This window comes from Burkholderia mycopellens (assembly GCF_964265025.1).
Taxonomy (GTDB): Bacteria; Pseudomonadota; Gammaproteobacteria; order Burkholderiales; family Burkholderiaceae; genus Burkholderia.
Window position 1 is genome coordinate 396,233 of the sequence record NZ_OZ183804.1, and the last position, 25,814, is coordinate 422,046.

Here is a 25,814-nt window from a genome sequence, read left to right on the forward strand (position 1 = left end):
GTGGGCCTTCACGATGTCGGAGTGCCGGATCCATGTTACAAGACGCCGTTCAAAATTCCATGGGACTCGCATGTTCCGCGGCTTGTTTTGGTGACTAGCTTGAAGCCCTTGTTGACCATGCACGCATCGAACATCCGGTCGTCAGAAAGCGGGATGAATGGATTGCGATGCTTCTCATTGGGTATGTAGCTGCAGCTCAGGCACGCATCTACCCAAGGCAATTCGGACGGCTTCCATGTTCCGGCCGCGATGGCGCGTTGACGGAACTTTTCGCAGGTCATGCCAGGCTCTTGGACAAACGGATCGACGCGGGCGCAGACGTGATCAGCATCTGCTTTGCTCATGTTCCTGAAACGCTCGTCCGTGCGTTCCTGGCAGATTTCAACATAGCTCGCTACGCATCGCTCTTGCAGTTCATCCCTGCACTGATCCTTTGCCTGCGATACCCCCAGATGGTAGGCCGCCAAAGTATCGGCCTGCCAGTCAACGTACCTTCCAATTCCTTCCTCGTAACTGTCGAACGGTCCGCAAATATGCAATGCCGCGCACCCGGAAAGACATGCAAGTGACGCAAGTAGGATCAGTAGCACAATACGGCGTGAGCGCATGGGATACCTGTTCAGACCTCGATATACAACACGGTTTGCGACGCTAGCACCAGCCGGAGGCTGGCGCCCTCTTCACTACTGCAGCTCATTTTTCAGTGAACTAGGGAAAGGATTTGAAATATCGATATTCCGGACCCAGCCGGTTGTGACTTTCTTGGAATCCGTACTCTCAATCATCATGTTTGGGTTAACATACCGAACATTTGAATACGCTCCCCTCTTGGCTAGCACCGCGACCCAATCTCCAGGGACGAGATATTTTGCTTCTTTCCCCTGTCCCGGTATTTTATGGAAAAATGTCTTATGGGAAACGACCGCAATCCCAATCGCTTCAAGTTCGGTGGTAGGTTCAAACTGCTCCGCCCCACGCGTACCGGGCTTAGCGGTAAATATACCTGCAACGCTTAGACATCCCCCCTGTGGAGAGTCTGTCGTTAGCCCGACTGCCCCTTCACCTATATACAATACGCCATCAATACTCGCATCGGGATCTCTGTTTTTATACGAAAACGAGCCGTCACCTGGCCGCTTGTACGCCGAAATATAAAAAGTCTTGCTCTTAAGGGCGGTAACGCCTTCATAGTCGTGATTTCTTACAACGTTCGAATTCGCAAAAAACATGAAGCTGCATGAAAATTGATCCTCATGCGCGTTGTAGTATCCATAAATATCCGCTCCCGACTTATAGGTCACAAAATTAAGATCGTTATAGATGGTAAGGGTTCCGGAAAAAGAAGCATCGGGCGCCAGTGTCAGCACCCCTAGGGTTATCAATAGTCTAAATGATTTACTTAAATTCATTGTAAAAATTACCCATTGATACAGCGTAAGAGGGAGGGGCGCTATTGCCGTTGTATGCCTTTGCAAAATTGGTCCAATTTTTATCCTTGAGTGCAGTTATCGCATTTTTATTCATCTTGCAGTACGCAACAAAAATATCGAGCTGGCCATCAATTCCTTGCATAGCAAGGTTGGCCAGTTCTACTGGGCTCGCATATCCCATCTCTTCCCAAAATATCCCCATGATCTGGAAAGCGCCCCACGAACACGCCATGATCGCATAATCCCGATTGAGCGCACACGCGCGAAAGAGTCGCTCGTATTGATACATGATCTGCTCATCTTCCAAAGACGCCCACCCACTATCGTCTTTTTCACCGTTCTGGTAGTCGCCTTGGTCTGGGAAGCAGAGATTTGGGTATTTCGGAAATGGATTTTTCTCCTTCCTCAAAAGAGATGGGACCTCAAATCGCTTTTCCTTCGGTAGGCTAGCCCTCATAAACATGTGCCGTTCATAACGAATTTTCGGCAGACCGTTCGCGCAAAATCCAGCGCCGTGACTCTCGGTCATCGCAACTGCTTTAATTGCTGCTACCTCACACGACAGGTCTTTGGCTACCTGCTTGTACTTCTCGTCACTAATATCCAAGGTTTGGGGATAGTTCAGTCTCGAGCCAAGTACGTTGAGCACAACTGTTCGCGGCTTCCCGTTCACCACTACCTTATAATGGTGCTCGATGGTGGTTTTCGTCTTTTTCTTGTGTGTTTTGGCGTCGACGGTCACTTCCTTATTCTTCGTCGGAAAATCCTTCTTCAGCAGGCCTTGCTCGGTTACTTTCTGAGAAAATGTAATGTATGGGCCAAATTCATTCAGTAAGCGATCAAAAGTCATAACCTCGCCTTGTTTGACAACAGGGAGATTCAATTCTTGTTCGAAATCGTCTTTTGGAGTCGGCTTCGTCGTCGCCTCAAGGTGAAACTCAGGGCTAATAATGGTGAAGGCGTTGATATCCTTCTTCGGTACAATCTTCGCTTTCCACGCGTACTCCCCACGTCGATTTTTAACAAACACGTCGATTGGTTGATTGCGAATCGCATTGGTGATCGTCACTGCATAACCGTCCTTGTCGCTCGTCGCCTCAAGAGTGTTATCCGAAATGGGCGGAGGAGGAGGGGGCGGCGCCGCGGGTTTTGAGGCGGGGGGCGGTGCTGCCGCTTTACCGCCTGATGCCGCCTGCCCGGCAGTCGCCGTGGTCGATGCGGCCGACGGGGCAGACGCCGCCGCTGGAGAGGAAGCTGAGGCGGACGACCCGCCAGGTGCTGCGGCCGCCGCGCTCGGCGCGGCAGCTGGGGGCGGCTCTTGTACCTTCGTCGGATCAGGTCCAGTCACCCAGGGCGGTGCCGGCGGTGTACCAGTGCCGGCTTTGAATTGAACTGACAGGCCCTCGATGGGCGTGTGCATCACGTCCTGAAACAAAAACATTACTGTCACGCCTGCTTTCGGCGCGACATCCTGAGTGTGATCGGTTGCCACATGTGCTCCTGATGAGATTCGAATCTGGCCGTCCTGACGCCATTAACTGACATGCGGCAGGCCGGACAATTCGTCAGCGCCACTCGGCGCTTCATAATCGAAAGCGGCCTCCAGAGTGCTCCAGTCCCCCCCACCTACTTCGCACTTAACTTTCGTAGGTCCAGGCGTGCGAACGGTCGCTGTGGCCCCCTCGAGTAGTCCGCCCTGCTGCTGGATCGTCGTGCCGTCCGGCATATAGATGCGGTACGTCTGTGCTTCTAGACTTTGGCCCAGCCCGAGATTGGCGATCACGGAGGAAACGTCAAAGATCTGCGTGTACTCATGCGCGGGGTTTTGCACCAGCGTACTGACGGGTAGGGCTGGCATCGCGTAGCGCATGCTCGCCGGCCCACTGAACGAATGCTGCGCACCTTTGAACTCGATGGATCCGGGGGCGTGCCCGCGGATATTGCCACCTTCAAGTGTGATCGAAGCGCCACCCGCTGTGAGCACCAGCTTTCCCCCCGCTGCGATCTCGATGTCGCCCTGCGCCAACAGTTTGAGTACGGCTTTAGCGATCACCTCAACATTTGCGTCATGGGACTGGATCTGCACGGGTCCCTTGGTGAACAGTCTGATCGCCGTCTGCGAGAACATGCCAATCGCCTTGGCGGCATTGACGAGGAATGCTCCTGCGGATCCGATATGCGTGTTCAGGCCGCTGACCAGATTGATATGGCGATCTGCCGTCATGTGCAGCGAGTCTTGCGTAGACGTCCCGATGCCGAACGGGCTAGCGAGCAGCAAAATTGCCTTCTTGAACGCATTCGCGCTACCTGTCCCGCCCCCGGCCGTGCGGCCGCCGCCAGCTTCCGGTGTCTCAGACTGCTGAGTGGCATCGGTGAACAGCTTGAGTGAATCGTGGCTCTCTTTCAGGCTGTCTGCGTGGTGCTGGATTCCGACGTTCGAAAGCGTCTCAACAATGCTCTCCGCGCCGATCAATTGGCCCTGCGCTTCCTTGACGTCGAGCTGATCATCGTTGTGGGCCTTCGAATACGTTCCGATATAGGCGCCGCGATTCGCCCGCATACCGAGATAATCATCGGTATGCAGCAAGGTGCCTTTACCGAGGTATCGGCCTCGAGCATTGTTATTGCCCGCATGGTCGATCAGGAATCCTTGGTGATACAGGCTGTAGCTGTTTCCGACCTTACCCGTGTAAGTGGTCAGTCGCGTAGCACCTTGATGCGTCGAATCGTCGTGGACAAACGCATTGTATGCGCCGCTCTTGCCGAAGCCATTCGACATGAGGCCGGACAGCAGCACGTTGGTATGCCACTGGGGTGGCGTTGTCTGGGAGGGCAGACGTCCTAGTACATACGGCCGATCGCAATCACCTTGGAAATAGTCGACCAGCACCCACTCGCTTTTTCGCGGCACATGCACACCACCGTATCCGTATCCGGTGTCGGCCTGCATCACCAGCAGCGGCGGCGATGTTTGCGTGAGGTCAGTTCCGCTGCGCTGGTCCCACGGATAGACCACGAAGATGCGATTGCGCTCGTCTGCCCATGCTTCTTCGTTATCGGGACCGCTTACGAGTGCATGCTCGGCATGCATCAGCGGCTTCTTGTGCTCGTGCGGACTGCGATACTCGACGTTGGTGCGCTGCGATTCCACTTTCACCAGGTAGACGCCGGCCAGGCCGTCGAGGGGATTGGCCCGCGAGCCGAACTGACTGCCGTGCTCCCGGCGCAAGTCCGACAATGTGCTCTGCAAACTCAGCGGATACGTGGCGGCGTGATTGGATAGCGGCACATTGTTTTCAATGAACCACTCAACCTCGACGGCCATGAACTCCCGAAGGTTCGGATCGACGGTTATGTGCCGCGTATGATGTTCGAGGGTGAAACGCGAACCAGCATCGAGCCACCGCACGCCCCCGAGCCCGATGTATCGGCGAGCGGCAGAAGTCCAGGCCTGAGTGCGATTGGAAGCGCGTCGTCGCCCGTCGTCCGAGGTCGGATAGGCATACGACAGTGCTTCGCGAACGATCATCGGCGCATACGGGACTTCGCGCTTCACTTGCTGACGTCGCTCTTCGGTCACATACGTGATTGCGCTGTCGCCAAGGTCGCTGCGCACAGAGTAATTCTGTTGCGGATTCTTGTAATTGAAGGAGGTCGTCGCGTAGGCGAGGCTTTGGGCGGTCTGCGTCACTGCCCATTGCGTAAAGCCGTCTACCTCGATGCCAATTGAGGCGTTGCAAAATTCGATCGGTTTCGCTTCTGGTAGGGCAGAAAGCCGGTCGACAATAACGAGTGTCGACACACGCGGATCGTCTTCATACTGGACGGGTGCATGTTCAAAATAAAAGTACCAGCCTTCGTCCTCGAGAATTCGATGGAAGAAGTTCAGGTCCGATTCACTCTGGCGTGTGTAAGTTCGCACGCGTGGTTCATCCGCCAGGGCAAAGCGAACGCGCCCGGCAAGTTGCGGGTAAGCGGTCAGTAATTCAGAGAGAATGTCCTGCGCGCTTTTGTTGAACCACTGGTCGTTCTTGCTCGCCTTGCCAAGAAAGAACAGCGCCGACTCGAACTCAATTTGGTAAACGGTCAGATTTCCATCTTGCCCGAGCGTATGGAATTTATGGACGAAGCCATGAATTGGCCGATAAGTGGATTCGACAAGGGGCGTTGAGGTCTGCTGGACAAACAGCGTGACTGGCTGGTGCTCGAGCTCAAGATTGTCGATATCGTCGCGCAGCGATACGACGTCGACCACCCAGCGATAGCCCCGCCCGACTCTAGACCACCCCTTCGCTCGCACGGGGATAAGGGTCTGCGCGCCCAATTGGGAGCGGAACATGAGCAGTCGCTCGTGCTGCATCAAGCCCCGATGTATCGACTCGTAGAGCGTGGTTGCCTGCGATCCGGCGGGATCGACGGGTGGAAGAACCATTTTTGTTCCTTGTCTCTCAGGTTCGACCGCCAAAGATGCAACGCCGGCGGCGGTCAGCCAATGCGACGAAGAGTCGCTCGCGCGATTCTATCGAAAATTGAATGGAGGGGTAGCCGAGACCCGGTTTCTAACGATGATTGATGTTTGATCTAGAGCCGGAAGGAGGAATTGTTGAGAATTCTTTACATTAAATGTAATGAAGCAGAAAGGTTTCCGGGTTGATGTGGTCGACGTGCCGTTGGGGGCTCAAAAGTGTGTAACAGTCTTGCCGGATTTCCGTCGTCGTAGCCATTTCTCGGTATGGGCAAGGAGCCCGCTCATTAAGTGTCTTCGATTGTCAGCATGCATTCCGATCGCATCGAGGCCGAGCGGCTTGTGCTGCTTGCCCAAAACCGTGTGGTCTGTGTTTGGCGTCCGCGTCAGCAAGAGCCACAACTGTCGGTTGCAGCAATGGGGAGTCAACTATTACGAGTCGTTAGGCTAAACGTCCATTCATGCCGTACGAAATGCGACTTCGGTGGGAGGCGGTCAAGTACTACGCGTGGCCCGAGAGAACAAAATCACGGCATTGCATTGGCGGCGCTTTCTGCAATACCTGTGATCAAGAGGGCGGAGCCTACTTGAACCAAGCCGCCATTTCGCTTCGGCGCGTGAAGTTCGAGAGTCCATCCAAAGAAAGTTTCTCCACGAAAGTAATATAAACGCGATCCATGCCACACCTGTGGTTCGGATCGCGCCAGAGTTCCCCATGGACAAACGCCTTCTCGTTCTTGCCAGCGGCATGTTCTCTATCGGCACCGACAGTTACGTTGTTGTCGGTGTACTGCCCCGGGTGTCTGCCTCGTTCGGCGTGCCCGTCGCACTGGCCGGGAAAATGGTTACGCTTTACGCGTTGAGTTTTGCGGTGCGCTCGCCCGTCATCGCCGCCACAGCCGCGTACTGGCCGAGCAAGCGGCTGCTGCTTACCGGCATCGTGATCTTCATGCTTGCCGATGTCATTACTGCGATGGCGTCGCGCATCGGGATCGTGCTGGCAAGCCGGCTGCTCGCCGGCCTGGGCGCGGCCATGTTCAACTCGACGGCCACTGGAGCTTGCTTGCCACGACCTGGGCGAGTTCTCGGTTTCTGACGAGCTTGCAGACTTGGGGGCGACGGGTTCTTTCCCAAGCAAGTTCGTCAACATTGTGCGCCCGATCATTCTGCATACCTCCGTTTAGCTTGGCGGACGATCCTCAAAAGGGGGAACGTAGGTCTTGGCGTAGGTTTGTGCGCGGAGCCTTGTCAGATAAGGCGCAGGTACTGCCGTCTCATTGGAGTGACGGTTGCAGGTGCTGCGGTGGGTTGCATGCTCATGTGGCCGGGAAAAGTTGCTTGGGCAGCGCGAGTTTACGAGTCGCTCGAACGCGACCGCGCGAAGTTCGCCGTTCGGCTAGTTATCCACGATTGCGATCGGAACCTATCGGCTGCAAGCGCGGGGCGCGCGGTCTAGCTTTCCACGTTGACTAATTGATCCCGCACCCAATCACGAGAAGTGCTCTCGTCAACAGCACTCGCGGAGTGCCGCGATTCATTCCAGCGGCGGTCTATCATTGCTATCCGTCAAGCTACGGGAGCCGCCATGATCGAATTGCTTGAGCCTTTCTCTCGCCAAATGGCGGGAGACCTTCTATCGGTCTTCCCGAACTGGAGGAGCCAGTTGTCTATCGTCGCCAACGCTGGTGAGAACTACTTCAATGTTCGGGTGCCTGCGCTCGCGGCATCGAAAGGTGGCCCCTTGGAGGTTTCGTCCTTGTACAACGACGAGGTGACGGTTTTCTACGCAACAACCCATCGGCATTTTTTCTCCATGCTGGGTAATGCTGACGAAGCCGCCGGTGCGGTTGAATTCATTCGGAGGATACTCAACGAACAACTTGCCGTGGTCTCATACATTTGCACGGGGGACGCAACCATACGAGACGGGGTTTTTTCAAGCGTTGCGGTTCCTGCGGACGAAATTCCACGCGCAAATTATGAGTATTTCTACACCACCTCGATGAGCGTGCGTTCATGGAGGGGCACTTTCGATGCCGACTTCGTAGCCCCGTACGTCCGAGATATGCCAACAGGTATTGGTGGTCGAGCGTAAGTTTTGGCGTAGATTTATCCGGCGACCCTGTCAGATCAGACGCAGGTACTGCGGCATCGTTGGAGTGACGGTTGCAGGTGCTGCGGTGGGTTGCATGCTCATGTGACCCGGAAAAGTTGCTTTGGCTGCCCGAGTTTACCAGCCACTCGAACGCGACCGCGCGAAGTTCGTTGTTCGGCTAGTTGCGTGACCAGCAGTCGGAAGCAGGCGTTCGATAAGTACGACAATGGCTCCCGGACAGGGCCGTGTTTCGGTGATCGGCATCACGGAGCCCGTTCTAAGCAGGGGGGGGCTGGTTGATTGATAGACGATATTGCGTCAGTCCCCGACGTTCAATGCGTTCCGTGATCGCAAATCCATGGCGTATATAGAAGGGAATATTGCGCGACTCCGCGGTTTCCAAGGAAATCGTCCCGGATGGTTCGATCTCGCGAAGATGGGCCAACGTTGCATTCAGGAGCGTCGATCCGATCCCTTCGCCTTGCAGCATCGGGGACACACCGATGAACTCGATCCAGCTTGAATTCGAACCTGGCGAGTTCGAGGCGGAACTCTCGCGAAGCAGATCGATCCTTGCCAACGATAGTTCACCGCAGCCGCTTGCAATCTGATGTCCCAGCTCGGCTAGGTTGTCGGGGGATTCGGCGCAGGATGCCGGCGCAAAGTAGCTCACGGCAACGAGGTCACCGTTTCGCCACGCGCCCAAAGCAGGCATGAGTGCATCGTGGTGATACCTCAAATAGCTTCTTAGATAGTTTGTGCGGCGCTCGTCGAATCCCCTGTTTTCAGCGAACAGGCACCAGGCAAGGGTCGGGTCTTGCTCAAACGCTGCCTCTAGCAAAGCCAGCGCCGATTCAAAAGACTGATGCGGCAATGGTGCTACCGAGAGTTTTGCATCGTGCATGTTCGGTTCGGGCAGTAGGCGCTCGTTGAATCAATCGGCGTAACCTGAAGCGTAGTTTTTGCCGTGAAGCCGTGTCAGATAAGGCGCAGGTACTGCTGCATCATTGGAGTGACGGTTGCAGATGCTGCTGCGGATTGCGTGCTCATGTGACCGGGAAAAGTTGCTTTGGCAGCCCAAGTTTACCTGCGGGCCGTACGGGACCGCTCGAAGTTCGCCGTTCGGCCAGTTGCGTGAGACCACGACCGGCGGCGGCTGCCAGAAGCGGCCCTTCGACTTCGACGCCCTGATCGTCCACAATCGGCATCGCAGATTCTCGCCCGAACCGCCATGACCATGTCCACGCCTACGCTACGCCTAATCGACCGCCAGTCGTCGAACGACGTGGAACGTCTGCAAGCTGTGCTCGAAGGTGCGCCAGGCTATAGTCTGGCCGTGGAAGGCAGGCTGCCCCCTCCGAACGCCGCCATCGAGGTACTCGATGCGCTACCGCCCGGCAAAAGCCACTCGGACAAATTCGTCTACGAAATCTCTCAGGATGTCGAGGCGGTTGGATGTATGGAAATGGTGCGGGGCTATCCAGAGGTCGACATCGCTTTCATCGGCTTGCTGTTATTCCGGGAGAGTTCGCAGGGACGGGGCTTGGGCCCGCAGGTTTTGCGGCTCGCCGAAGCAATCGGAATGGGCTGGCAATGTCGCGCATTACGCATTGCAGTCATCGATACCAATCCGAGAGCGTTCGAATTCTGGAAACGCGAAGGCTTCGTTGAGTTGCTTCGCAAACCAGCGATGGATTTCGCCGCCCAAGCAATCGTGATGGAGCGTGCGCTACCGGCCGCAATATCCATCTAAGGCAGATCGTTGTCCCATTGAGTTCGATACCTCGCGACTGTTCGTTATCGCCGTCAGTCGGTTGCGGATTCAACCGGTCATTCGACTGCACTGCACGAATCGTCGAAAATGACGGTATCGAAACGAACTTCGTCAGGCGCCAGGGGAAAGACGGAGGAAGCGTTGCAGCGGATATTTAAAAATGCCGCCGGCGGAGGCGCTGCCTCGATGTCGAACGTGTCGACATGGCTGGACTTGGCCGTTCCCGGTCCTCCCCATCTCGACGGCCGCCTTGAATCGGGTCTCAATCGCTCCGACCAAGGATGGCGGGCCACGAACGCATCGGGGCAGGTGCCATGTCCAGACCGGGGTCCAGCTTCAGCGAACAGCGTTCCAGGTGAAGTGAATCCCGATAGCCGGCCGCCTGCCCATGACGCCCCCAGGGTCGTCATGGAAAACTGTATGAATATACAGTATAGTGTCCGTCGAAATCGAGCCGCACGGGTACAACCTTGCGGCTCGTGCGCCGCGCCTGCGGGCATCCGCCGCAGCGTTCCGGCACCGTGAAATCTGGCTAACTCATTCAGACGGGCAGGCAAATTGTCATCCAGCAATCTGATCCGCATTCGCGGAGCGCGTCAGCACAACCTCAAGAATCTTGATCTCGACCTGCGCACCGGCGAGATGACGGTCGTCACCGGTCCGTCGGGCTCCGGCAAGTCGAGTCTCGTGTTCGACACGCTGTACGCGGAAGGGCAGCGGCGCTACGTCGAGACGTTCAGCGCGTACGCGCGGCAGTTTCTCGACCGGATGGATCGCCCGCAGGTCGAGCGCGTCGACGGCGTGCCGCCCGCGATCGCGATCGACCAGACCAACCCGGTCCGTAGTTCGCGCTCGACCGTCGGCACGATGACCGAGCTGAACGATCACCTGAAGCTGCTGTACGCGCGCGCGGCCGAGCTGTTCGACCGCAAGACCGCGCGGCAGGTGCGGCACGACACGCCGGAGACGATCTACGCGGATCTCGTCGCGCGCACCCAGGCGGACGATCCGCGCGTCGTCGTCACGTTCCCGGTCGAGTTGCCGGAGGCGGTGTCCGATGAAGAAATCGCGCAGTGGCTGTCGGCGAGCGGCTATACGCGCGTGCAGGCGCAGCGCGAGGTCGCGTCGCCCACCGGGCCGCGCAAGGTGCTCGACGTGGTGGCCGACCGCTTCCGCGTGCAGGGCGCCGACAAGGTGCGCGTCGTCGAGGCGATCGAGGCGTCGCTGAAGCGCGGCGGCGGGCGCGTGAACGTATACGTGCTCGCGGCGGAGCCGGAAAGCCCGGATGGCGCGGCCGCCGAGCCGCAGGTGTGGCGCTTCTCCACCGGGCTCCACGATCCCGACAGCGACCTGCGCTACGCGGAGCCGCAGGCGGCGCTGTTCTCGTTCAATTCGGCGTACGGCGCGTGCGAAACCTGCCGCGGCTTCGGCCGCGTGATCGGCGTCGATCTCGGCCTCGTGATCCCCGACGCGCGCAAGACGCTGCGTGGCGGCGCGATCAAGCCGATGCAAACCCCCGCCTGGAAGGAGTGCCAGGACGACCTGATGCGCTACGCGGCGAAAGCCGGCATTCCGCGCGACACGCCGTGGGCCGAGCTGTCGGACGCCGAGCGCGACTGGGTCGTCAACGGGTCGCCGGACTGGAACGGCAAGTGGCAGAGCCAGTGGTACGGCGTGAAGCGCTTCTTCGGCTATCTCGAGTCGAAAGCGTACAAGATGCATATCCGCGTGCTGCTGTCGAAATATCGCAGCTACACGCCGTGTGACGTGTGCGGCGGCGCGCGCCTGAAGACGGAATCGCTGCAATGGCGGCTCGGCTCGAAGGAAAACGCCGACGGCGTGCTCGCGCCCGCCGGCCGTTTCATGCCGCGCGGCGTCGACTGGAGCCGCGCGCAGCTCGAAGCGCTGCCGGGCCTGACCGTGCACGACCTGATGCTGCTGCCGATCGAGCGCATCCGTCGCTTCTTCGATGAAATCTCGCTGCCGAGCGCGCTGCTCGACGACGCGCTGAAGCTGCTGCTCGCCGAGGTGCGCACACGCCTGAAATACCTGTGCGACGTGGGGCTCGGCTACCTGACGCTCGACCGGCAGAGCCGCACGCTGTCGGGCGGCGAGGTGCAGCGGATCAACCTGACGACGGCACTCGGCACGTCGCTCACGAAAACCCTGTTCGTGCTCGACGAGCCGAGCATCGGGCTGCATCCGCGCGATCTCACGCGGATCGTCGAGGCGATGCAGCGGCTGCGCGACGCGGGCAATACGCTGGTCGTGGTCGAACACGATCCGTCGGTGATGCTCGCGGCCGACCGGCTGATCGACATGGGGCCCGGCCCGGGCGAGCGCGGCGGCACGATCGTCTACGACGGCACGCCGGGCGACATCCGGTCGGCGCACACGCTGACGGGCGAATATCTCGGCGGCCGCAAGCACGTCGCGCACGCGTCGAACTGGGCGCGCCGGGTGGTCGATGCGAACACGCCGCGCATCGTGCTCGAAGGCGCGAACGAACACAACCTGCGCGACGTGACGGTCGAGATTCCGCTGCAGCGGCTCGTCTGCGTGACGGGCGTGTCGGGGTCCGGCAAGTCCACGCTGCTGCAGGACGTGCTCTATCCGGCGATGGCACGGCACCACGGCAAGGCGACCGAGTCGCCGGGCGCGTACCGCGGCCTCACGGGCGCCGACCAGGTCGGCGACGTCGTGTTCGTCGACCAGTCGCCGATCGGCAAGACCACGCGTTCGAACCCGGCGAGCTACGTCGGCGCGTTCGACGAGATCCGCAAGCTGTTCGCGAAGGCGCCGCTCGCGCTGCAACGCGGGTACGGTGCCGGCACGTTCAGCTTCAACTCGGGCGACGGCCGTTGCCCGACCTGCGGCGGCTCGGGCTTCGAGCACATCGAGATGCAGTTCCTGAGCGACGTCTACCTGCGTTGCCCGGACTGCGACGGCAGCCGCTACCGCGCCGAGATTCTCGAAGTGCGCATCGAGCGCAACGGCCGCGCGCTGAGCATCGCCGACGTGCTCGACCTCACGGTCAGCGAAGCGGCCGCGTTCTTCGCGGCTGACGCCGAGGTGCTGCGCGTGCTGCAGCCGATCGTCGACGTCGGCCTCGAATACGTGAAGCTCGGCCAGCCGGTGCCGACGCTGTCGGGCGGCGAAGCGCAGCGCCTGAAGCTGGCCGGCTTCCTCGCCGAATCGGCGGCAGCCGTCAACGGGCGCCGGGTCGTCACGGAAGAGGCGCGCATCGCGCGGGCGAAGCTGTTCATGTTCGATGTAGCGCTTATGCAACAAAATCAACAGGTTACGGCGGCATTGGTGCAGTAAAGTGCACCCGCCGAAAACACATCGGTTTACGCCTGTTTCCACGCCGGTTATGCTGCGTCCCGTAGCACCTCGCCAGAGTGTTTTATGGGAACTGTGCGAGTTTGAGCCCCGCTTTATGCGGGGCTTTTTTTCGCCTGATAAAACAAGCAGGTTGTGCCGTAGTGCGCCCGCAAGGTACAGTCGCCCGACAGTAACGGCGGAGTGTTGAATGGCTTCAATAACAATCGAATTAGGTGCAGGGAAACGCGCGACACTAACCCGCGCAGGAGCGGCCCCCTTAACGGCGGGTCAACGCGCCGCCGTCTCTGAATTAATGCTGCACTGGCCGAAGTATGAGGGCGTGACGACGAACGCACTAACGTACATCCGTCAATTGGGGCTAGACGCGCACCGTGGCGCACCGCTCGACGTGCTTAGGTCAGCCATTGAGGACGGGCGCGTGGTGGTCGAGATTGAACGTAAAGCCGTCGGCGGTTTTGCTGGCGGTCAGCCATCGACGCCGCCTTTCCCGCGTGCCAGCCGCTTCGCCAGCGTCGCGCCTGCGGCATCGCTTCCGCTGGATAAACCTATCCCGAGCTGGGCGCAGCCGTCCGACGTGTCGGTAGGCGAATTGATCGATTACTTGGAAAGCGTGGTGGGGGCAGCAGGTAGCAGCGTTGCCGATACCGCATCGGGGCTGGTCGATAGCACGCCGCTCGGCGACGCTGAACCGTTCTCACTGGACGATTCACCGTTAGGCGACGCGCTGGACGTTGCGGCCGTTGACCCGTTCCAAGAGGAACAGTGTTATGCCCGGTACGAAATAGATATGGAGATGTGCGCGGCTGCCAGTGCGATGTACAAAGACCCCCGTACCTACGCGCTATGCAAACAACGGGCTTTCGACAAATACCAAACTTGTAGAGGAATGTGAGATGAACAAACCGAGACGCGCGACCATCGTTTTTTACGACGAAGATACTGAACAGGTGACGTTGTGCACCGTGTTCCGAAAGGACGTGCAAGCCGTCCTAGATCGCGAATTGAATGCAGGCGTTGCAATCACGATTCCGCCGCATGCCGAGCCGAATGATGGATGCGCGATTACCGATGAGGACGCGCGACGACTTGGCGGGATGGCGCTGCTTTTACAGGCAGGCGTACACCCCGAATTGCGCGAGCGCCTCAAGTTCGCAGAGGCGCAATCACACGATTGGTCGCCTGTACGTCGGCCGGACGTTGACTGACGATTCAGTGGGCGAACCGCAGGAGTACGACAACGATCGTGTTAAAGATCGCGATTAGGGCCGAGATTAGGGCAATGATGACCGCGCGCTGTCCGTTCTCACGGTTCGACGCTTGCTCATGCCGCTCGGCATACAAGCGTTCCTCATCTTTCTCGTACACCTCGCGCAGCACGTAGTCGCGGTTGGCGTGGTCGAGACGGTCAATGTTCTTTTCGAGATCGGACAGGCGGCGGTTCACTTCGTCATGGATCGCCGCTTGATACGCCGTGATGCTGTCGAGGTCGTGCCGCTTCAATTCCTTGAGGTTCGACAGTCCTGTGACGACTTCGAAGCGCAGCGTGTTGATTTTCGAATCGAACAGCTTTTCGAGCGCTTCGATATCGTCGCGCACGGATTGCGGCGTCGGGTGCGGGTTCGTCATGGGAATCCCCTTGCGCGGCTCGATACGGGGTCTAGGAGGCGCTGCCGGTCGTTCGTGCTGATACTCCCTTGCCCGGCGCAGCAGAGCCGCCAAAAGCCTGCGTAAAGGCCGATGCCATCGCTTCGCTCTTTTGCTCACTGCCCTTGCTCGATCCGAAATAGAACGACACGACTTGCGTTGCGTTGCTCGCCACGTAGCCGATGATCGTCCCGATGAACGCCGACACCATGCCGACCGTCGCAGCGTCAGGAAGCGGCATCTTTCCCGTCAGCAGCGCAGCAGCGCCGAACAGCGCGCCGAACGAGACAGCGGCAAACGTGCCGAGCACCGCGACGCCGAGCCAGAAAACACGCTGATTCGCCGCGTTCGCGCGCCGGGCGTCCTCAACGTCGGCCACATACGCCTGTTCCTCTGTCACGGCGAGCTGTGCGAGCGCTTCGTTATTCTTGAACCCGAGTTCCGCCATGCGCGCCGCATAGTCCTGATCGGCCTTTTTCAAGGCGATCAATTGCTCGGGCGTCGCGCCGCCGATCGCCGTCGATAGCTGATCCTGTCGGGCCTGCATCGATTCGTCGGCCTTGGGCGTCAGCCCAAACACTTGCTCAAGCGCCGCGACCGCGCCGCCGAGCAGCGGGGTGCCTGCGACGGTCGCGATCGTCGGCGCGACCTGTTCCAGCACGTTGACCACATCGCCCCAAGCCATGATTACCCCCCGTGGTTCAGGCACATCACAAAGAGCCGCTTAAACCAGCCCAGCCCATTGCTAGGAAAGATCGGCGAGTGCGTGTATCGGATGCCGCGCTGCGCCATGAACAGCGCGACGTGTTCAACGTCCGCGCTCTGCGCGGCGGCGAGCGTGACCGGGCCGATTACGCCGTCCGCGACGACGCCGAGCGCTTGCTGTAGCGTCATCTTTGCGGTGCCGACGCCCTGATTAACCGCGCAGTCGAACATGAAGAGGGCGAGCGGCCACGGCATCTGGTCGCAGCACGCAGCAGACCAGTAGTCGGTGCCATAGATCGCTTTCGCGTCGTCAACCGACAGGTTCGCGATATCGAGGTTCGGATACGACGCCGCGCTGATGCCGTACTTCGTCCCCTTGAACACGCCGACGCCGACGTGACCGCCCGTCCAGTTTCCCGGATCGTTTTGATCGGTCGAGAAACCGCCCTCCGCGCCGACCACCAGCGCGAACGCTTGATCGAAAGTATCCATAGCACACCCCTTGATGCGCGTTACGCCGCCGTAAAGTGCATGACCGAAAGGACGTTTTGAAAATTCGCGTTCGCCGAACCGAGGTTCGTATTGCACCAGACACCGCACTTCGTCGGCGCACCCGTGAGCCATGCGGTAACGCCGACTCGGTAGACTTCGCCCCACGTTTCGCCGTCCGGCGACAGGGAGTAGATGAAGTTCCCGCCCGACGTGTATTGCAGCCGCATCCAGATTGCTTTACCCGGTTCAAGTGCGCCGGTATTGGAGCCAGTCGCGCGGCTGTTAAAAGAATTCATGCCGATCCACGTCACATAGCTGACCGCTTCGGTAAAGCCGTCGAGGCAGAAAATCGCGGTGTTCGGGTTCGAGTCCTGCACGGCTAGACCGAAGTTCGTCGCGTTGCCTCGCAGCACCGACGCCACGAGGAAAGCCGTCATCGTCCACGACGAGCCGCCCGGCGCGGTCACGTATGCGAACGTGTTGTTATCTGCACCGTTCGTCGCCGGAACCGTCATCGAGAAACCGCGCCCGCTCGACAGGTTCGCAATCGACCCTGTGCTGCCGGTCTGCTGCGCAACCGTGAAGCCGGAAACGGTCGGGTTGTTCGCGAGGTAGTAGCCGAGCGCGTCTTTCGGCGTGCTGCCGCCTGCTGCCGCCCATGCAGGCACGCCGGAAACCACGGTCAGCACCTGGCCATTCGAACCGACGCCGAGCCGTCCGGCCGCGCCAGCCGCGCCTCCCGTAATGATGTCGCCCAGCGTCGTCATGGGGTTCGTCATGCCGCCGCCGCCGCCGCCCGACGGCACTTGCCACGAACCGTCCTCACGCAGGAAACGCGTCGCGCCTGCGGTCGAACCCGGATCGGGTACGCCGCCTGTCGAGTGCGATGCACCCGACGCGCCGAACACCGGAATGTCCGCGCCGACCAGCGCGCGGAACGTCGGGGCCGCTGCGCTGCCACTCGTCGGCCCGGCAAAGACATAGTTGGCGGTTTGGTTGCCGAAGGACGAACCGACTTGGCTCATCGGCGCATAGCTTCGGATATCGGTATAGCTCGTCACCGTCGTGGTGCCCGTGACGATGGAGTAGAGCGGAATTTTTCCGCTCGGCACGCCCGACGTGTTGACCGAAACCGCGCCGGTTGCATTGTCTGCATAGACGTAATTCGTCGCGCTTGCCGTGAGCGTTACCGTGCCGTTCGCGATCGCGTTCGAGCCGTATTGCCCGCCGTAAAAGCCCCACGTGAGGCCGCTGCACGCGGATGCGTGTCGGCCCCAAAGCATGCCGGGCGACGCCGCGTCGAGCAGCGCGTTAATCACCGCTTCCTTGTTCGACTGGTTGACCGCGATCGTGTCGAGTAGCGTGGTGCTGTTGCTCATTTCATTACCTCACAATGCTTGTGGTCGCGGCGTACCCGAGCAGCCCTTGGTCGCTGTTCTGCGCGACCGAAAAATTGATCGTGTTGCCAGTCGAGAAACCATCGGCCGTGATCTGCGCGGCGGTGTATGTGTAGGTCGGTTGCGCGGGCGAGGTGAAAGGCCCGTTGACGATGACGGTTCGAACGACGGTCGAACCGTTCAAGACTTGGAGCTGGTACGACTCACTCGATTCGTCCAGCGGAACATCGGTTCCGTCGAGCCACTGGCCGAACACGCGCGCACGCCGGAACCAGAACAGCGAGATATCCGACGTGCTCGACGCGCTGCCGTGCCCCGCGTTGAACAGCACCGGCGACAGCGGCTTGACGCGCCCGACGTTGACCACCTGTTTGACTACCGGGTTGACGACGTTAAAGAACAGGTTCAAGAGCTGATATTCGAAATACATCGTGTTCCGCAGGTCGCTTACTTGAATGTTTTCCGTAATCAGCTTCGTGGCGTCGAGAAAGACGAACGTATCGCCTGCCGTGTGCGTTCCCATCGCCCACTCGGTGCCCGCGCGGCCGCGCAGCAGGCCCGACAAAACGTAGGTGTTCGCGCCGGTCTGCGTCGCGTTGCGGAACAAGACCAGCTCGCCGCCGATGTACGCGTAAGACGCGCCGCTCAGGAACGTTGCGTAATCCACCGACGACAGGCCGCCGTTGTAGAGGCTGACCGTTACAGTGTTCAGCTCGTCGGGCTGGTTGCCACCGTAGAAATTGCCAAGCACGGTCGTCGTCGTTCCCATCACAGCGGCCGTCGCATCGTTCGCCAAGCTGCTGTATGTCGTACCGTCGCGCGACACTTCGATCGAGATACCGGGCCACGACGACGCGAAGCCGCACGCAGCGAGATAGAGGCCCGGCGAGCTATCCGAGTCGCGCAGCGGCGGCACGTCGAGCACGGTGAGAATCGACGGCCCGTTGTAGTCGATCGTCTGCGGCGTGAAGCCCGCAGGCGGCGAACCCATCGCACTGAAGTTCGCGAAGTTCGGATAGATCGACGGATATTCGTACTCGGCATCCCATTGCAGGACACCCGCGCCGTCGTACTGGCATTTCGTCAGGCGCACGACGTGCTGATAGCCGTTTTGATCGGTGAGCGAAACAACGTCGGTAGGCTCGTAATTCAGATATGCGAGCGTCGTCGTGAACTGGAATTTTTTCAGGCCGAGCCACAGCGACCACATCATCGCTTGCGCGCGCGTCAGTGCCTCGCCGTCGTCGAACACAATGCCGACCTGTGCAGCCGCATCAAGGTTCGAGTTCGTCAGGGAACGAAACGCGCGCTGCGATGCGGCCTGCCCGTCGTTATTCTTGCCCGCGTAAGTGAGCGTCAACGAACGCGGCGCGCTTTGTTCGAACTCGTTGGCCTGCTGAATCGGATCGTTCGTGAACGACGCCGAGTGATCGCGCGCCGCGCCAAGGTCAGCCCACGGGAACACCGCGACCGACGCGCTCCCGCGCTTCACGAACTTGAGGACACCGCCATCGTCTACCGCGTCGAAAAAGTACGTGTCCATCAGCGGCTTGATTGCGTCGCGCGCGCTGCTGTAAGAGGTGATGCCGTAGCCATAAACGAGGTCGGTGAGCTGCGACACGTCGAACTGTCCCGACGTGAGGCCCGCACGCAGGCAGATATCCGAGACGATCGACGCGAGCGTAACGTCGGAGCCGTTGCCGCCAATCGCGATGTAGCAAAGTTCGTAGGGCGATCCGATCTGCAAGTCCGAGCCAGTCGTGGCGAACATGAACAGGTTCGGGCTGATCGCGGTGAGGTGATAGATATACGGCTGCGAGACAGTGCCGAGCACGGTAAATGTGCCTTCGCTCGGCTGGAACAAAATGAATTCGGCGACGTAGAAAAAATAGATGTGGTCGTCGTCGAGCACGCAGCCATTCGTCACGCCTGCATACGGGTTCGCCCACGTCGCGGCCGTCGAAAGGTCGCTCTTGTTCAGCCGATAGATATTCCCGTCACCGCCTTGCGCATAGACGTAGCTGGCCGTCCCGCCGAAGAGCGAAAAGCCCCCCGTCACCGCTACGCTAGTCGCGACCGTCACGCCTGCGGGCATCGGCTCGGGGAACGCGGCCGGGATCGTCGATTTATAGACCGACCATGCAGGGCTACCGACGATCGGCACGCCCGACGTGTAGAGGTAGTTACTGTTCCGCCAGTAGCTCGTCCAGTTGGGCGGGAACCCGTCCGGCGCGAACGACGACCACCAGCCGGTCTGTTCGACCCATTGCTTGTTGATGTTGTCGATATAGCCGGGCACGTCCGACGTGCCTTTCGCATCGCCGTAGGGGTTATAGCCGAACGTGTGCGTAATGGTCGGCAATTGCGTAGCGCCGTAGGCCGTCATTTGCGCTTCGATCGCGCGGCCCGCGCCGAACGGGTTGTTCGCGACGCCCATTGCAACGCCGCCGTTCGCCGTGATGTTCGGCATCTGCCACGCGCCCGGCCCCGGCCCCTCAAACGTATCGCTGAAAATGTAGGGGAACTGAGACGCGACAGCCTCGACCAAAATCGGCGTTGCGTTCGTCGTCACTTCGAACTCAAACGTCGGGATCACGTTCCCATACGGCAGCAGGTTCAAGTTATTGAACACGACGTAAGCAATGCCGCGATGCGCGGGCACGTTGCCGACGCCGAGATACGATTGCATCGTCGGGTCAGGCATCTGCGTTTCGTTGCCGGGATACACGACGAAATCAGTCACCATCGCGGCCGAGCCGCTGATCGCCTGAAAGTTCGACGGGTTCGATACGTCGTAAATCAGCTTGTGGTTAGCCCAAATGCGCCGCACGCTGCTGATCGTGCCGTTGCATAGCGCGATCGCGATCGACATTTGCGCAGCCTCGACGGGTGCCTTTTTCTTGTCCTGTTCGGTGACGGTGACAGGCGATACCCAGATAACGTTTCCGCTCACGCGAAACGTGCCGTAGCAAGTCGGAATCCATCGACCGTATGCGCTGTCCTGAATCGTGAGGTCGTGCAGTGACGGCGGCTTCGGCGGGAAGAGAATGCCGCCGATCAAGCCACCGGCAACGAATCCGATTTGTGCGCCGAGCGGCCCGCCGAGCACGCCGCCGACGATCGCGCCTGCGGCGCTAAGGACGAGCTGCATTTATTCGACTCCGGGGACGTGATAGGCGCAGCGGATCAATGACCGCATGCGATCGTCGAGACGATGCTCAACCACCTCTTTATTCGGGACAAAGGCATGGATGACGTGATCGCGGTTCGTCAGAATCGCGATGTGTGACGGCTTGCCGTTCCATTCGAAAAGTAGAACGTCCGCCGCGTCGGCGTCCGAAATCGCGATGCGCTCCATGTGCGCGTCGCAATACTCGGCCAGCACCTCACCCATGCGCAGCTTGTAGCCGGATACGTCGAACTCGGTCAGGCCGTAGTGCTTCGCTACGCACACCACAAGCCCCCCGCAATCGACGCCGATACCCTTGAGTCGGCCTTGGGCTTTGAAGGGCGTGTGAAGCCACGTGCGGGCCTCTGCGACGAATTCCGCGCGCGTGCACATCACGACACCTGCGGCCGGATGATCGTGTCGATACCCGGCACGTAGGGCTCGCCGCGAAAGTTCAGCACGTTATTCCATCGGTTTTTGCACGTGCCGAATTGCTTGTCACAGCCCGCGACGATCGAATAGGTGTCACCGATCGCAATCGCGTATTCCATCGGCAGCGCGAGCGTGACGACGCCCGGCGCGAACGTGTGCACCTCCATCGAGTAGCCCGCGTTCGCGCCTGTCAACCACGTGACTTTTCCGTAGGCGAAATAGCCGATCGTGTACGTGTAGTTAATGAACACCATCTGCCCGGCCTGCGAGCTGTTGAACGTGTACAGGCCGCCGCTCGTTACGCTGTACTGGCTGCCGCCAGGACTGCCGCCGACCTCCGTATAGACGTTCCCTTGAATGTCCGTTACCTGCGTGTTCGCGACGAACGCGCCCCCGTCAGGCGGCACGATCTGGATCGTGTATGCGCCTGTCGTCGGGACGACAAGCCCGCGCGTGTCGGTGTACGGGACGACAGGCCCGGTCTGCGTGAGTGACGGATCGAGCCACGACACATTCGGGATTGCGACCGCGCTGACAGTGCCCGTGAACGTCAGGGGGCCAAGCCCGCCGGGGATATTGCATTGACGAACGCCGGTTGCGCCGAACGTGGCCCGACAGCTCGGTTGGAAGTGATCGCCGTAACCCTGCTGCATGATCTGCGTCGTGCCGCGCAGCTCGGCTTGATACCGGCCGTTCAGAATCTTTACCGCGCCGAGAATGCCCGCCGCAATCTGCACGGTGCCTTGTGTGGCGTCCATGTAATTGCACAGCATGATCTGCACGGCTGCCGAGTTCCACAGGCCCGCGTCGAGGTCGTATTGCGTGATGCTCGCCGAGTCGAAAACGCTGTTCACCTCAAGATTGCTCACCGACATATCGGACGGCGTATCGATCGCGCTCGACGTGTACGCGGCGGACAGGTACGTGCTGCCGCCGATCGTGATCGGCGCATCGTGGTCGGTGAACGTGAAAACCTTGCTGTCGGTGCGCGTGATTTTCCAGAGCGTCGCGATCGTTCGCACGTCACCTTGCAAGTGCGCGAGCAGCGCGGGCGAAATAGTTCTCACAGCCGCACCTCAACGATTTTGAGCGTCTGGAACGTGTACAGGCCGGACGGATCGAAAACCGGTTCGAACGCATCCGTCGCGAACCGGCACGGCGTGTCAAACATGCCCGTCCACGTGAGCGTGTCGGTACTCTGCGGGTACATCGATGCAGTGCCGCCCGAGCCAGAAAGCCCGGTCGTGTTCGCGTTGATCGTTAGCGTGGTGCTCGTCGCGCCGACGATCGACCAGCCTGCGTTATTGAGCAGCGTTCCGGCCGTGCCCGTGACGCCCGTGACATATACGGTCTTGCCGACCGCCGCGCCGGTCGGAATCGCGCTGAACGACAGCACGCACGACGCCGCCGCGCTGACGCCCGTAATCGATGCGCTGCTGTCTGCGGCGAACGTAACAAGCCCCGTCGTGGTGTCGAGCGTCGCGCCGCTCGCGGTCACGCCGTTGCGCTTGATCGTCACGCTACCGGGATACGGCTTCTGGATCACGCGATAGTCCGACAGCGGGCTTGCGATGTATTGCTTGTAGAGCTGCAAGGTCGGCAGCCCCGCGCCCGTTCCGGACGGCGCAGCGCCCGGCGCGAGCAGCGCGAGCGGCAGGCCAATCAGCCCGTTCCCTTCGTCGCTGTAGTCGGTGAAATCGCGCATGCGAAAGCCATACGCCTGACCCTTGCAGACCCGGAAGAAATTGCGGAGGGTTTGCAGCACGTAGGCATTCCCGGCGACGCCTTCGGCGCGCTCGACGTTCTGCAAATCCCACTGCGCGCGGCCGTACTGCCAAAGGCTGTTACGCGTTTCGCGTCCGCTCGTCGAACCGATAACGATCGTCGAATAGTTGACGCCGCCGAGCGCCCAGCGCGCGAGGTCATCGGGGAATCGCGGCGTTTCCAGAAAGGGCGCGGTCATCCGTTCCTCCGTGCTGCGCGATTGAGCGCGCCTGCGGCAAGCGTCGCAATCTGCGATTGCGTCCGCAGGTCGGTCGCTTGGCCGAGTGAGAAGTGATTCGTAACGACGACGTTTCCGCCCTGCGGGCGGTTGTAGGCAGCAGGCACGACAGCCTCGCCACGGTGCACGATCGCGAGCTGTGTTTGCGGGATATAGTTCGTCCCCTTGTCGTACATCGGGATACCCGCGCCGATGCCGCCCAGCCCTCCGGGCAGCGCGAACCCCGCGCCGCTAGACGCCGCGTCCAGAGCGCTAGGAACGCCGGTTCCGTCGAGTGAAAAGCCGTAGGCGTTCGACCCGCCGCCGAACAAGCCACCGAGCGCCGAGCCGATACCGCCCGCGCCGCCGCCAGCCGTCACCATGTTCGCGACCGTCATCGTCGCGACCGTCGCCATAGGGATCGTCGCGGTGCCGGTCTGCATGGCCGCGACGGTCATCTGCGCGCTGTTGATGCCCGCGAGCGTGGACGAGCCACCGCCGCCGCCGCCGAATAGCCCCTTGAACACGGCAGCAATACCGGACTCGGCCGCGCCGGTGCCGGTCGTGCCGCCCGCGCTCGGCGTCGTGTTCACGCCTTGGTTGCCGAATAGGCGCGTCATCAAGCCATTGAGCAGCCCGCCGCCCGTGCTCGCGTTGCCGCCGCCGAAGAGGTTTTCAGTCAGCCCCTTCGCCATGATTTTCGCCAAGCCTTGCTCAATCGCCGTGAAGAAATCCATCACGGCCTTGCGCGCCGTTTCCTGCCCGCTCGCGATGTGTTCGAACAGCCCTTCGAAAGACGACTCGACGGCCTGCGTACCCTCAACCTGATATTTCATCTGGTCTTGGATGGCCTTGGCCGAAAGTTCGGTCATCTTGGTTTGATGCGTCGCTTCGGCTTCTTCGATCTGCGCGTTGATCTTGGCAAGTTCGACCGGCTTGTTGTGGGCCAGCTCGATCTCTTTTTCCAGCTCGTCGCGTTGCAATTGATAGCGCTGGTTTTCGAGATCGGTTTCCGTCTGCAAAGCTTCGCGCGCGCTGATCTGCCCGAGCGCGACACGCTCATCGTTGATTGCTTTCTCTTGCGCGATCGACTGCGTGCCGAGCGCTACGGTTTTGTTCGCGGCGATCTTGGCGAGCTGGTCGTTCTGGTCGCGCAGCGCCATCGCATATTCGCGCGCGTTGCGCACTTGCGAGTCGGCGAGTTTTGCCTCAAGCACGGCGAGCTGACCGTTGATCGTGATCTGCTTCGCCTTGAGCTGTAGCGCCTCGTTTGCGTCTTTCGGCTTGATCGCGTTGACGGTCGCCATCTCGGCGCGCTTCGTCTCAATCTCCGCTTGCAGGCCGCGCTTTTCGATCGCTGCGCGTTCCTCGTAATACTGTTGGAGGCTGATCGTCCCGGACTTGTACGCATCCTGATTCGCGCGGGCCTCTTCGGTCAGCATCTCTTTCAGGAGCGCGAGCTGTGCGCCTGCTTCGGCGGCGGCCACCGCTGCCTCGCCCTTGCTGCTGCTGCCTTTGCTGCCGCCACGGGGCACGACGCCGAACTTAGGTTTCCCGCCGCCTTCGCCGCCTTCCGGCGCGACGTGCTTGGCTTGCTCGTCCCAAATCTTGTGATACGTGCCGAGGAACTTGTCGCCTTCGTTTTTGGCCTTGTTCCAGCCGTCTGCGAGCGCATGCCCGGCGCTGGAGAAATCCCCCTTGCCGATGGCGTTCGCTGCCATCGCGATACCGTTCAGGAGGTCGGTGAACTGCGACAGCGCAGTGACCGCGCCAATCACAACCGTGACCACAACCTTGATGCCTTCGCCGAGGTCGTGCATCACTTCGCGCGCGCCGTCACCGCTGCGGATCGTGTCATCGAGCGACTTAACGACAGCATCGAAAGCGCTCGCAAGGGTGCCTTTGAATGCAGTGGCAACCGCGCTGCCGTCCGCTTCGAGCTGGTGCATGTGCTCGCCGAGTTCGGCCATCTTCGCGATCGTTTCCTTATCGATCACCGCGCCGACTTCGGTTGCTGCATCGCCAAATTCTTTGAAGCCCTCCGCGCCCTTGTTGAGCGTCGGAATCATTTGCTGGCCGTTGCGGCCCATCAGCTCCATTGCGAGGGCCGATTTTTCTGCGCCGTCCGCGTGTTCGTGGAACGACTCGGCCATGCGCGAAAACACCTGATCGAGCGTCAGCTCTTTCAGGTCTTTGCCGCTGATGCCGATCAATGCGAGCGCGGCGGCGGCTTCCTTCGATCCGCCCTGGGCTTCGGCCAGCTTGCGCGACAGCAGCGCCATGCTGTGCTGCATCTCGTCGAACGACAGGCCGGTGACTTTGCCGACGTAGCCGAGCTTTTGAATCTCGTCGGTCGCGATGCCGGTTTTCTGCGACGCGAACTCGACCGCCTCGCCATACTCGCCGATCGACTTGACCTGTTCGACGGCCCAATCGCCAACTGCACCAGCAATCGCCACTTCGCCGAGCGTGCGGGCGAACTTCGAAACGGCGTTGAGTTTCCCCTCGATCTTTTCGAGGTTTTCGTTCAGCAGCGCGGCGGACTCTTTCGCCGACGCGGCCATTTCCTTGAAGTTCTCGGAGACGGATTCACTCACCGCACGCGAGCGCTCGCCCAATGCCTTGAGCGAGGCTTGCATGCGGTTCGTGGTTTCTTCGGTCACGTCCGCGAGGTTGACTTCGGCGTCCGTCGCCTGCTTAGTGTCCGCCGTGACCTTTACGTTAACTTCGTCCATTTACGGAGACTCCATCAGGCGGGGACTGCATTAGCGAGGCGATGATCGATTCCTGACTTTCTGCACTGCCGCGACGCTCAAAACCGAAGAAGCCAGCGAGCATCACGTGCGGGGGCGGCGCAGTCGCCCACGCGGTTTGAATCGCGTTCC

At 60.2% G+C, this 25,814-nt stretch carries 19 protein-coding genes and 2 pseudogenes; 6 read left to right on the forward strand and 15 right to left on the reverse strand.

The genetic code is table 11. From position 1 onward, the window contains the following. Window positions 1–35: 35 nt before the first annotated feature. From ACPTTC_RS35600 to ACPTTC_RS35615, 4 genes are all read right to left on the reverse strand, one after another. Entirely contained in the window at window positions 36–344 is a 309-nt protein-coding gene (locus ACPTTC_RS35600; RefSeq protein WP_423396593.1) for a hypothetical protein, read from the reverse strand. A 339-nt stretch (window positions 345–683) separates the two neighbouring features. Continuing rightward, window positions 684–1,367: a hypothetical protein gene (locus ACPTTC_RS35605; RefSeq protein ID WP_423396008.1), complete on the reverse strand. Its 684-nt coding sequence runs from the start codon at window positions 1,365–1,367 to the stop codon at window positions 684–686. A 28-nt stretch (window positions 1,368–1,395) separates the two neighbouring features. Further along, window positions 1,396–2,922 (reverse strand): N-acetylmuramidase family protein, encoded by a 1,527-nt coding sequence (locus ACPTTC_RS35610; RefSeq protein ID WP_423396009.1) that lies wholly within the window; start codon window positions 2,920–2,922, stop codon window positions 1,396–1,398. 42 nt (window positions 2,923–2,964) lie between these two features. Beyond that, window positions 2,965–5,862: a type VI secretion system Vgr family protein gene (locus ACPTTC_RS35615; RefSeq protein ID WP_423396010.1), complete on the reverse strand. Its 2,898-nt coding sequence runs from the start codon at window positions 5,860–5,862 to the stop codon at window positions 2,965–2,967. 781 nt (window positions 5,863–6,643) lie between these two features. On the opposite strand from ACPTTC_RS35615, the gene ACPTTC_RS35620 reads away from it, so the two are divergent. Further along, window positions 6,644–6,991 carry an MFS transporter gene (locus ACPTTC_RS35620; protein WP_423396567.1) on the forward strand — a complete coding sequence of 116 codons (348 nt, stop codon included), beginning with the start codon at window positions 6,644–6,646 and terminating at the stop codon, window positions 6,989–6,991. Here ACPTTC_RS35620 and ACPTTC_RS35625 read toward each other — a convergent pair. Continuing rightward, window positions 6,945–7,082, reverse strand: a pseudogene (locus ACPTTC_RS35625) (IS30 family transposase); the annotation flags it as partial. The gene ACPTTC_RS35620 and the pseudogene ACPTTC_RS35625 sit on opposite strands and share 47 nt — an antisense overlap. Window positions 7,083–7,480: 398 nt before the next feature. Here ACPTTC_RS35625 and ACPTTC_RS35630 point away from each other — a divergent pair. Next, a complete protein-coding gene (locus ACPTTC_RS35630) occupies window positions 7,481–7,990 on the forward strand; it encodes a hypothetical protein (protein WP_423396011.1) in 510 nt (169 codons plus the stop codon). A gap of 277 nt (window positions 7,991–8,267) precedes the next feature. Here ACPTTC_RS35630 and ACPTTC_RS35635 read toward each other — a convergent pair whose 3' ends face one another. Then, window positions 8,268–8,894, reverse strand: coding sequence for a GNAT family N-acetyltransferase (locus tag ACPTTC_RS35635; protein WP_423396012.1), 627 nt, complete (start codon window positions 8,892–8,894; stop codon window positions 8,268–8,270). A 327-nt stretch (window positions 8,895–9,221) separates the two neighbouring features. Here ACPTTC_RS35635 and ACPTTC_RS35640 point away from each other — a divergent pair, with 327 nt between their 5' ends. The 4 genes and pseudogenes from ACPTTC_RS35640 to ACPTTC_RS35655 all read left to right on the forward strand — a co-directional run bounded on the left by ACPTTC_RS35640 (window position 9,222) and on the right by ACPTTC_RS35655 (window position 14,314). Then, on the forward strand, window positions 9,222–9,743 hold the full coding sequence (locus ACPTTC_RS35640) for a GNAT family N-acetyltransferase (RefSeq protein WP_423396013.1): 522 nt from the start codon (window positions 9,222–9,224) through the stop codon (window positions 9,741–9,743). A gap of 579 nt (window positions 9,744–10,322) precedes the next feature. Then, window positions 10,323–13,037 (forward strand): annotated as a pseudogene (gene uvrA, locus ACPTTC_RS35645) (excinuclease ABC subunit UvrA); the annotation flags it as partial. A gap of 259 nt (window positions 13,038–13,296) precedes the next feature. Then, window positions 13,297–14,001: a hypothetical protein gene (locus ACPTTC_RS35650; RefSeq protein WP_423396014.1), complete on the forward strand. Its 705-nt coding sequence runs from the start codon at window positions 13,297–13,299 to the stop codon at window positions 13,999–14,001. 1 nt (window position 14,002) lies between these two features. Then, a complete protein-coding gene (locus tag ACPTTC_RS35655) occupies window positions 14,003–14,314 on the forward strand; it encodes a hypothetical protein (RefSeq protein ID WP_423396015.1) in 312 nt (103 codons plus the stop codon). Between the two features lie 4 nt (window positions 14,315–14,318). On the opposite strand, the gene ACPTTC_RS35660 is transcribed toward ACPTTC_RS35655, so the two are convergent. Genes ACPTTC_RS35660 through ACPTTC_RS35700 form a run of 9 tightly spaced genes read right to left on the reverse strand, consistent with a single transcriptional unit; the run spans window position 14,319 to window position 25,664 of the window. Then, complete coding sequence (locus ACPTTC_RS35660) at window positions 14,319–14,735, reverse strand: hypothetical protein (RefSeq protein WP_423396016.1); 417 nt, start codon at window positions 14,733–14,735, stop codon at window positions 14,319–14,321. A 31-nt stretch (window positions 14,736–14,766) separates the two neighbouring features. Next, window positions 14,767–15,438 carry a hypothetical protein gene (locus ACPTTC_RS35665; protein WP_423396017.1) on the reverse strand — a complete coding sequence of 224 codons (672 nt, stop codon included), beginning with the start codon at window positions 15,436–15,438 and terminating at the stop codon, window positions 14,767–14,769. A 2-nt stretch (window positions 15,439–15,440) separates the two neighbouring features. After that, complete coding sequence (locus ACPTTC_RS35670; protein ID WP_423396018.1) at window positions 15,441–15,950, reverse strand: glycoside hydrolase family 108 protein; 510 nt, start codon at window positions 15,948–15,950, stop codon at window positions 15,441–15,443. A gap of 20 nt (window positions 15,951–15,970) precedes the next feature. Further along, the gene (locus ACPTTC_RS35675; protein ID WP_423396019.1) at window positions 15,971–17,329 is read right to left on the reverse strand and encodes a hypothetical protein; all 1,359 of its coding nucleotides are present in this window, start codon (window positions 17,327–17,329) and stop codon (window positions 15,971–15,973) included. A gap of 4 nt (window positions 17,330–17,333) precedes the next feature. Continuing rightward, window positions 17,334–20,498, reverse strand: coding sequence for a phage tail protein (locus tag ACPTTC_RS35680; protein ID WP_423396020.1), 3,165 nt, complete (start codon window positions 20,496–20,498; stop codon window positions 17,334–17,336). Then, window positions 20,499–20,909, reverse strand: coding sequence for an NlpC/P60 family protein (locus ACPTTC_RS35685; RefSeq protein ID WP_423396021.1), 411 nt, complete (start codon window positions 20,907–20,909; stop codon window positions 20,499–20,501). Then, window positions 20,909–22,015 carry a DUF2163 domain-containing protein gene (locus ACPTTC_RS35690; protein WP_423396022.1) on the reverse strand — a complete coding sequence of 369 codons (1,107 nt, stop codon included), beginning with the start codon at window positions 22,013–22,015 and terminating at the stop codon, window positions 20,909–20,911. The genes ACPTTC_RS35685 and ACPTTC_RS35690 overlap by 1 nt, the downstream gene beginning before the upstream one ends. Then, the gene (locus ACPTTC_RS35695; protein WP_423396023.1) at window positions 22,012–22,911 is read right to left on the reverse strand and encodes a DUF2460 domain-containing protein; all 900 of its coding nucleotides are present in this window, start codon (window positions 22,909–22,911) and stop codon (window positions 22,012–22,014) included. Before ACPTTC_RS35695 ends, ACPTTC_RS35690 begins: the two co-directional genes overlap by 4 nt. Continuing rightward, window positions 22,908–25,664 (reverse strand): hypothetical protein, encoded by a 2,757-nt coding sequence (locus ACPTTC_RS35700; RefSeq protein ID WP_423396024.1) that lies wholly within the window; start codon window positions 25,662–25,664, stop codon window positions 22,908–22,910. Before ACPTTC_RS35700 ends, ACPTTC_RS35695 begins: the two co-directional genes overlap by 4 nt. Window positions 25,665–25,814 lie beyond the last annotated feature (150 nt).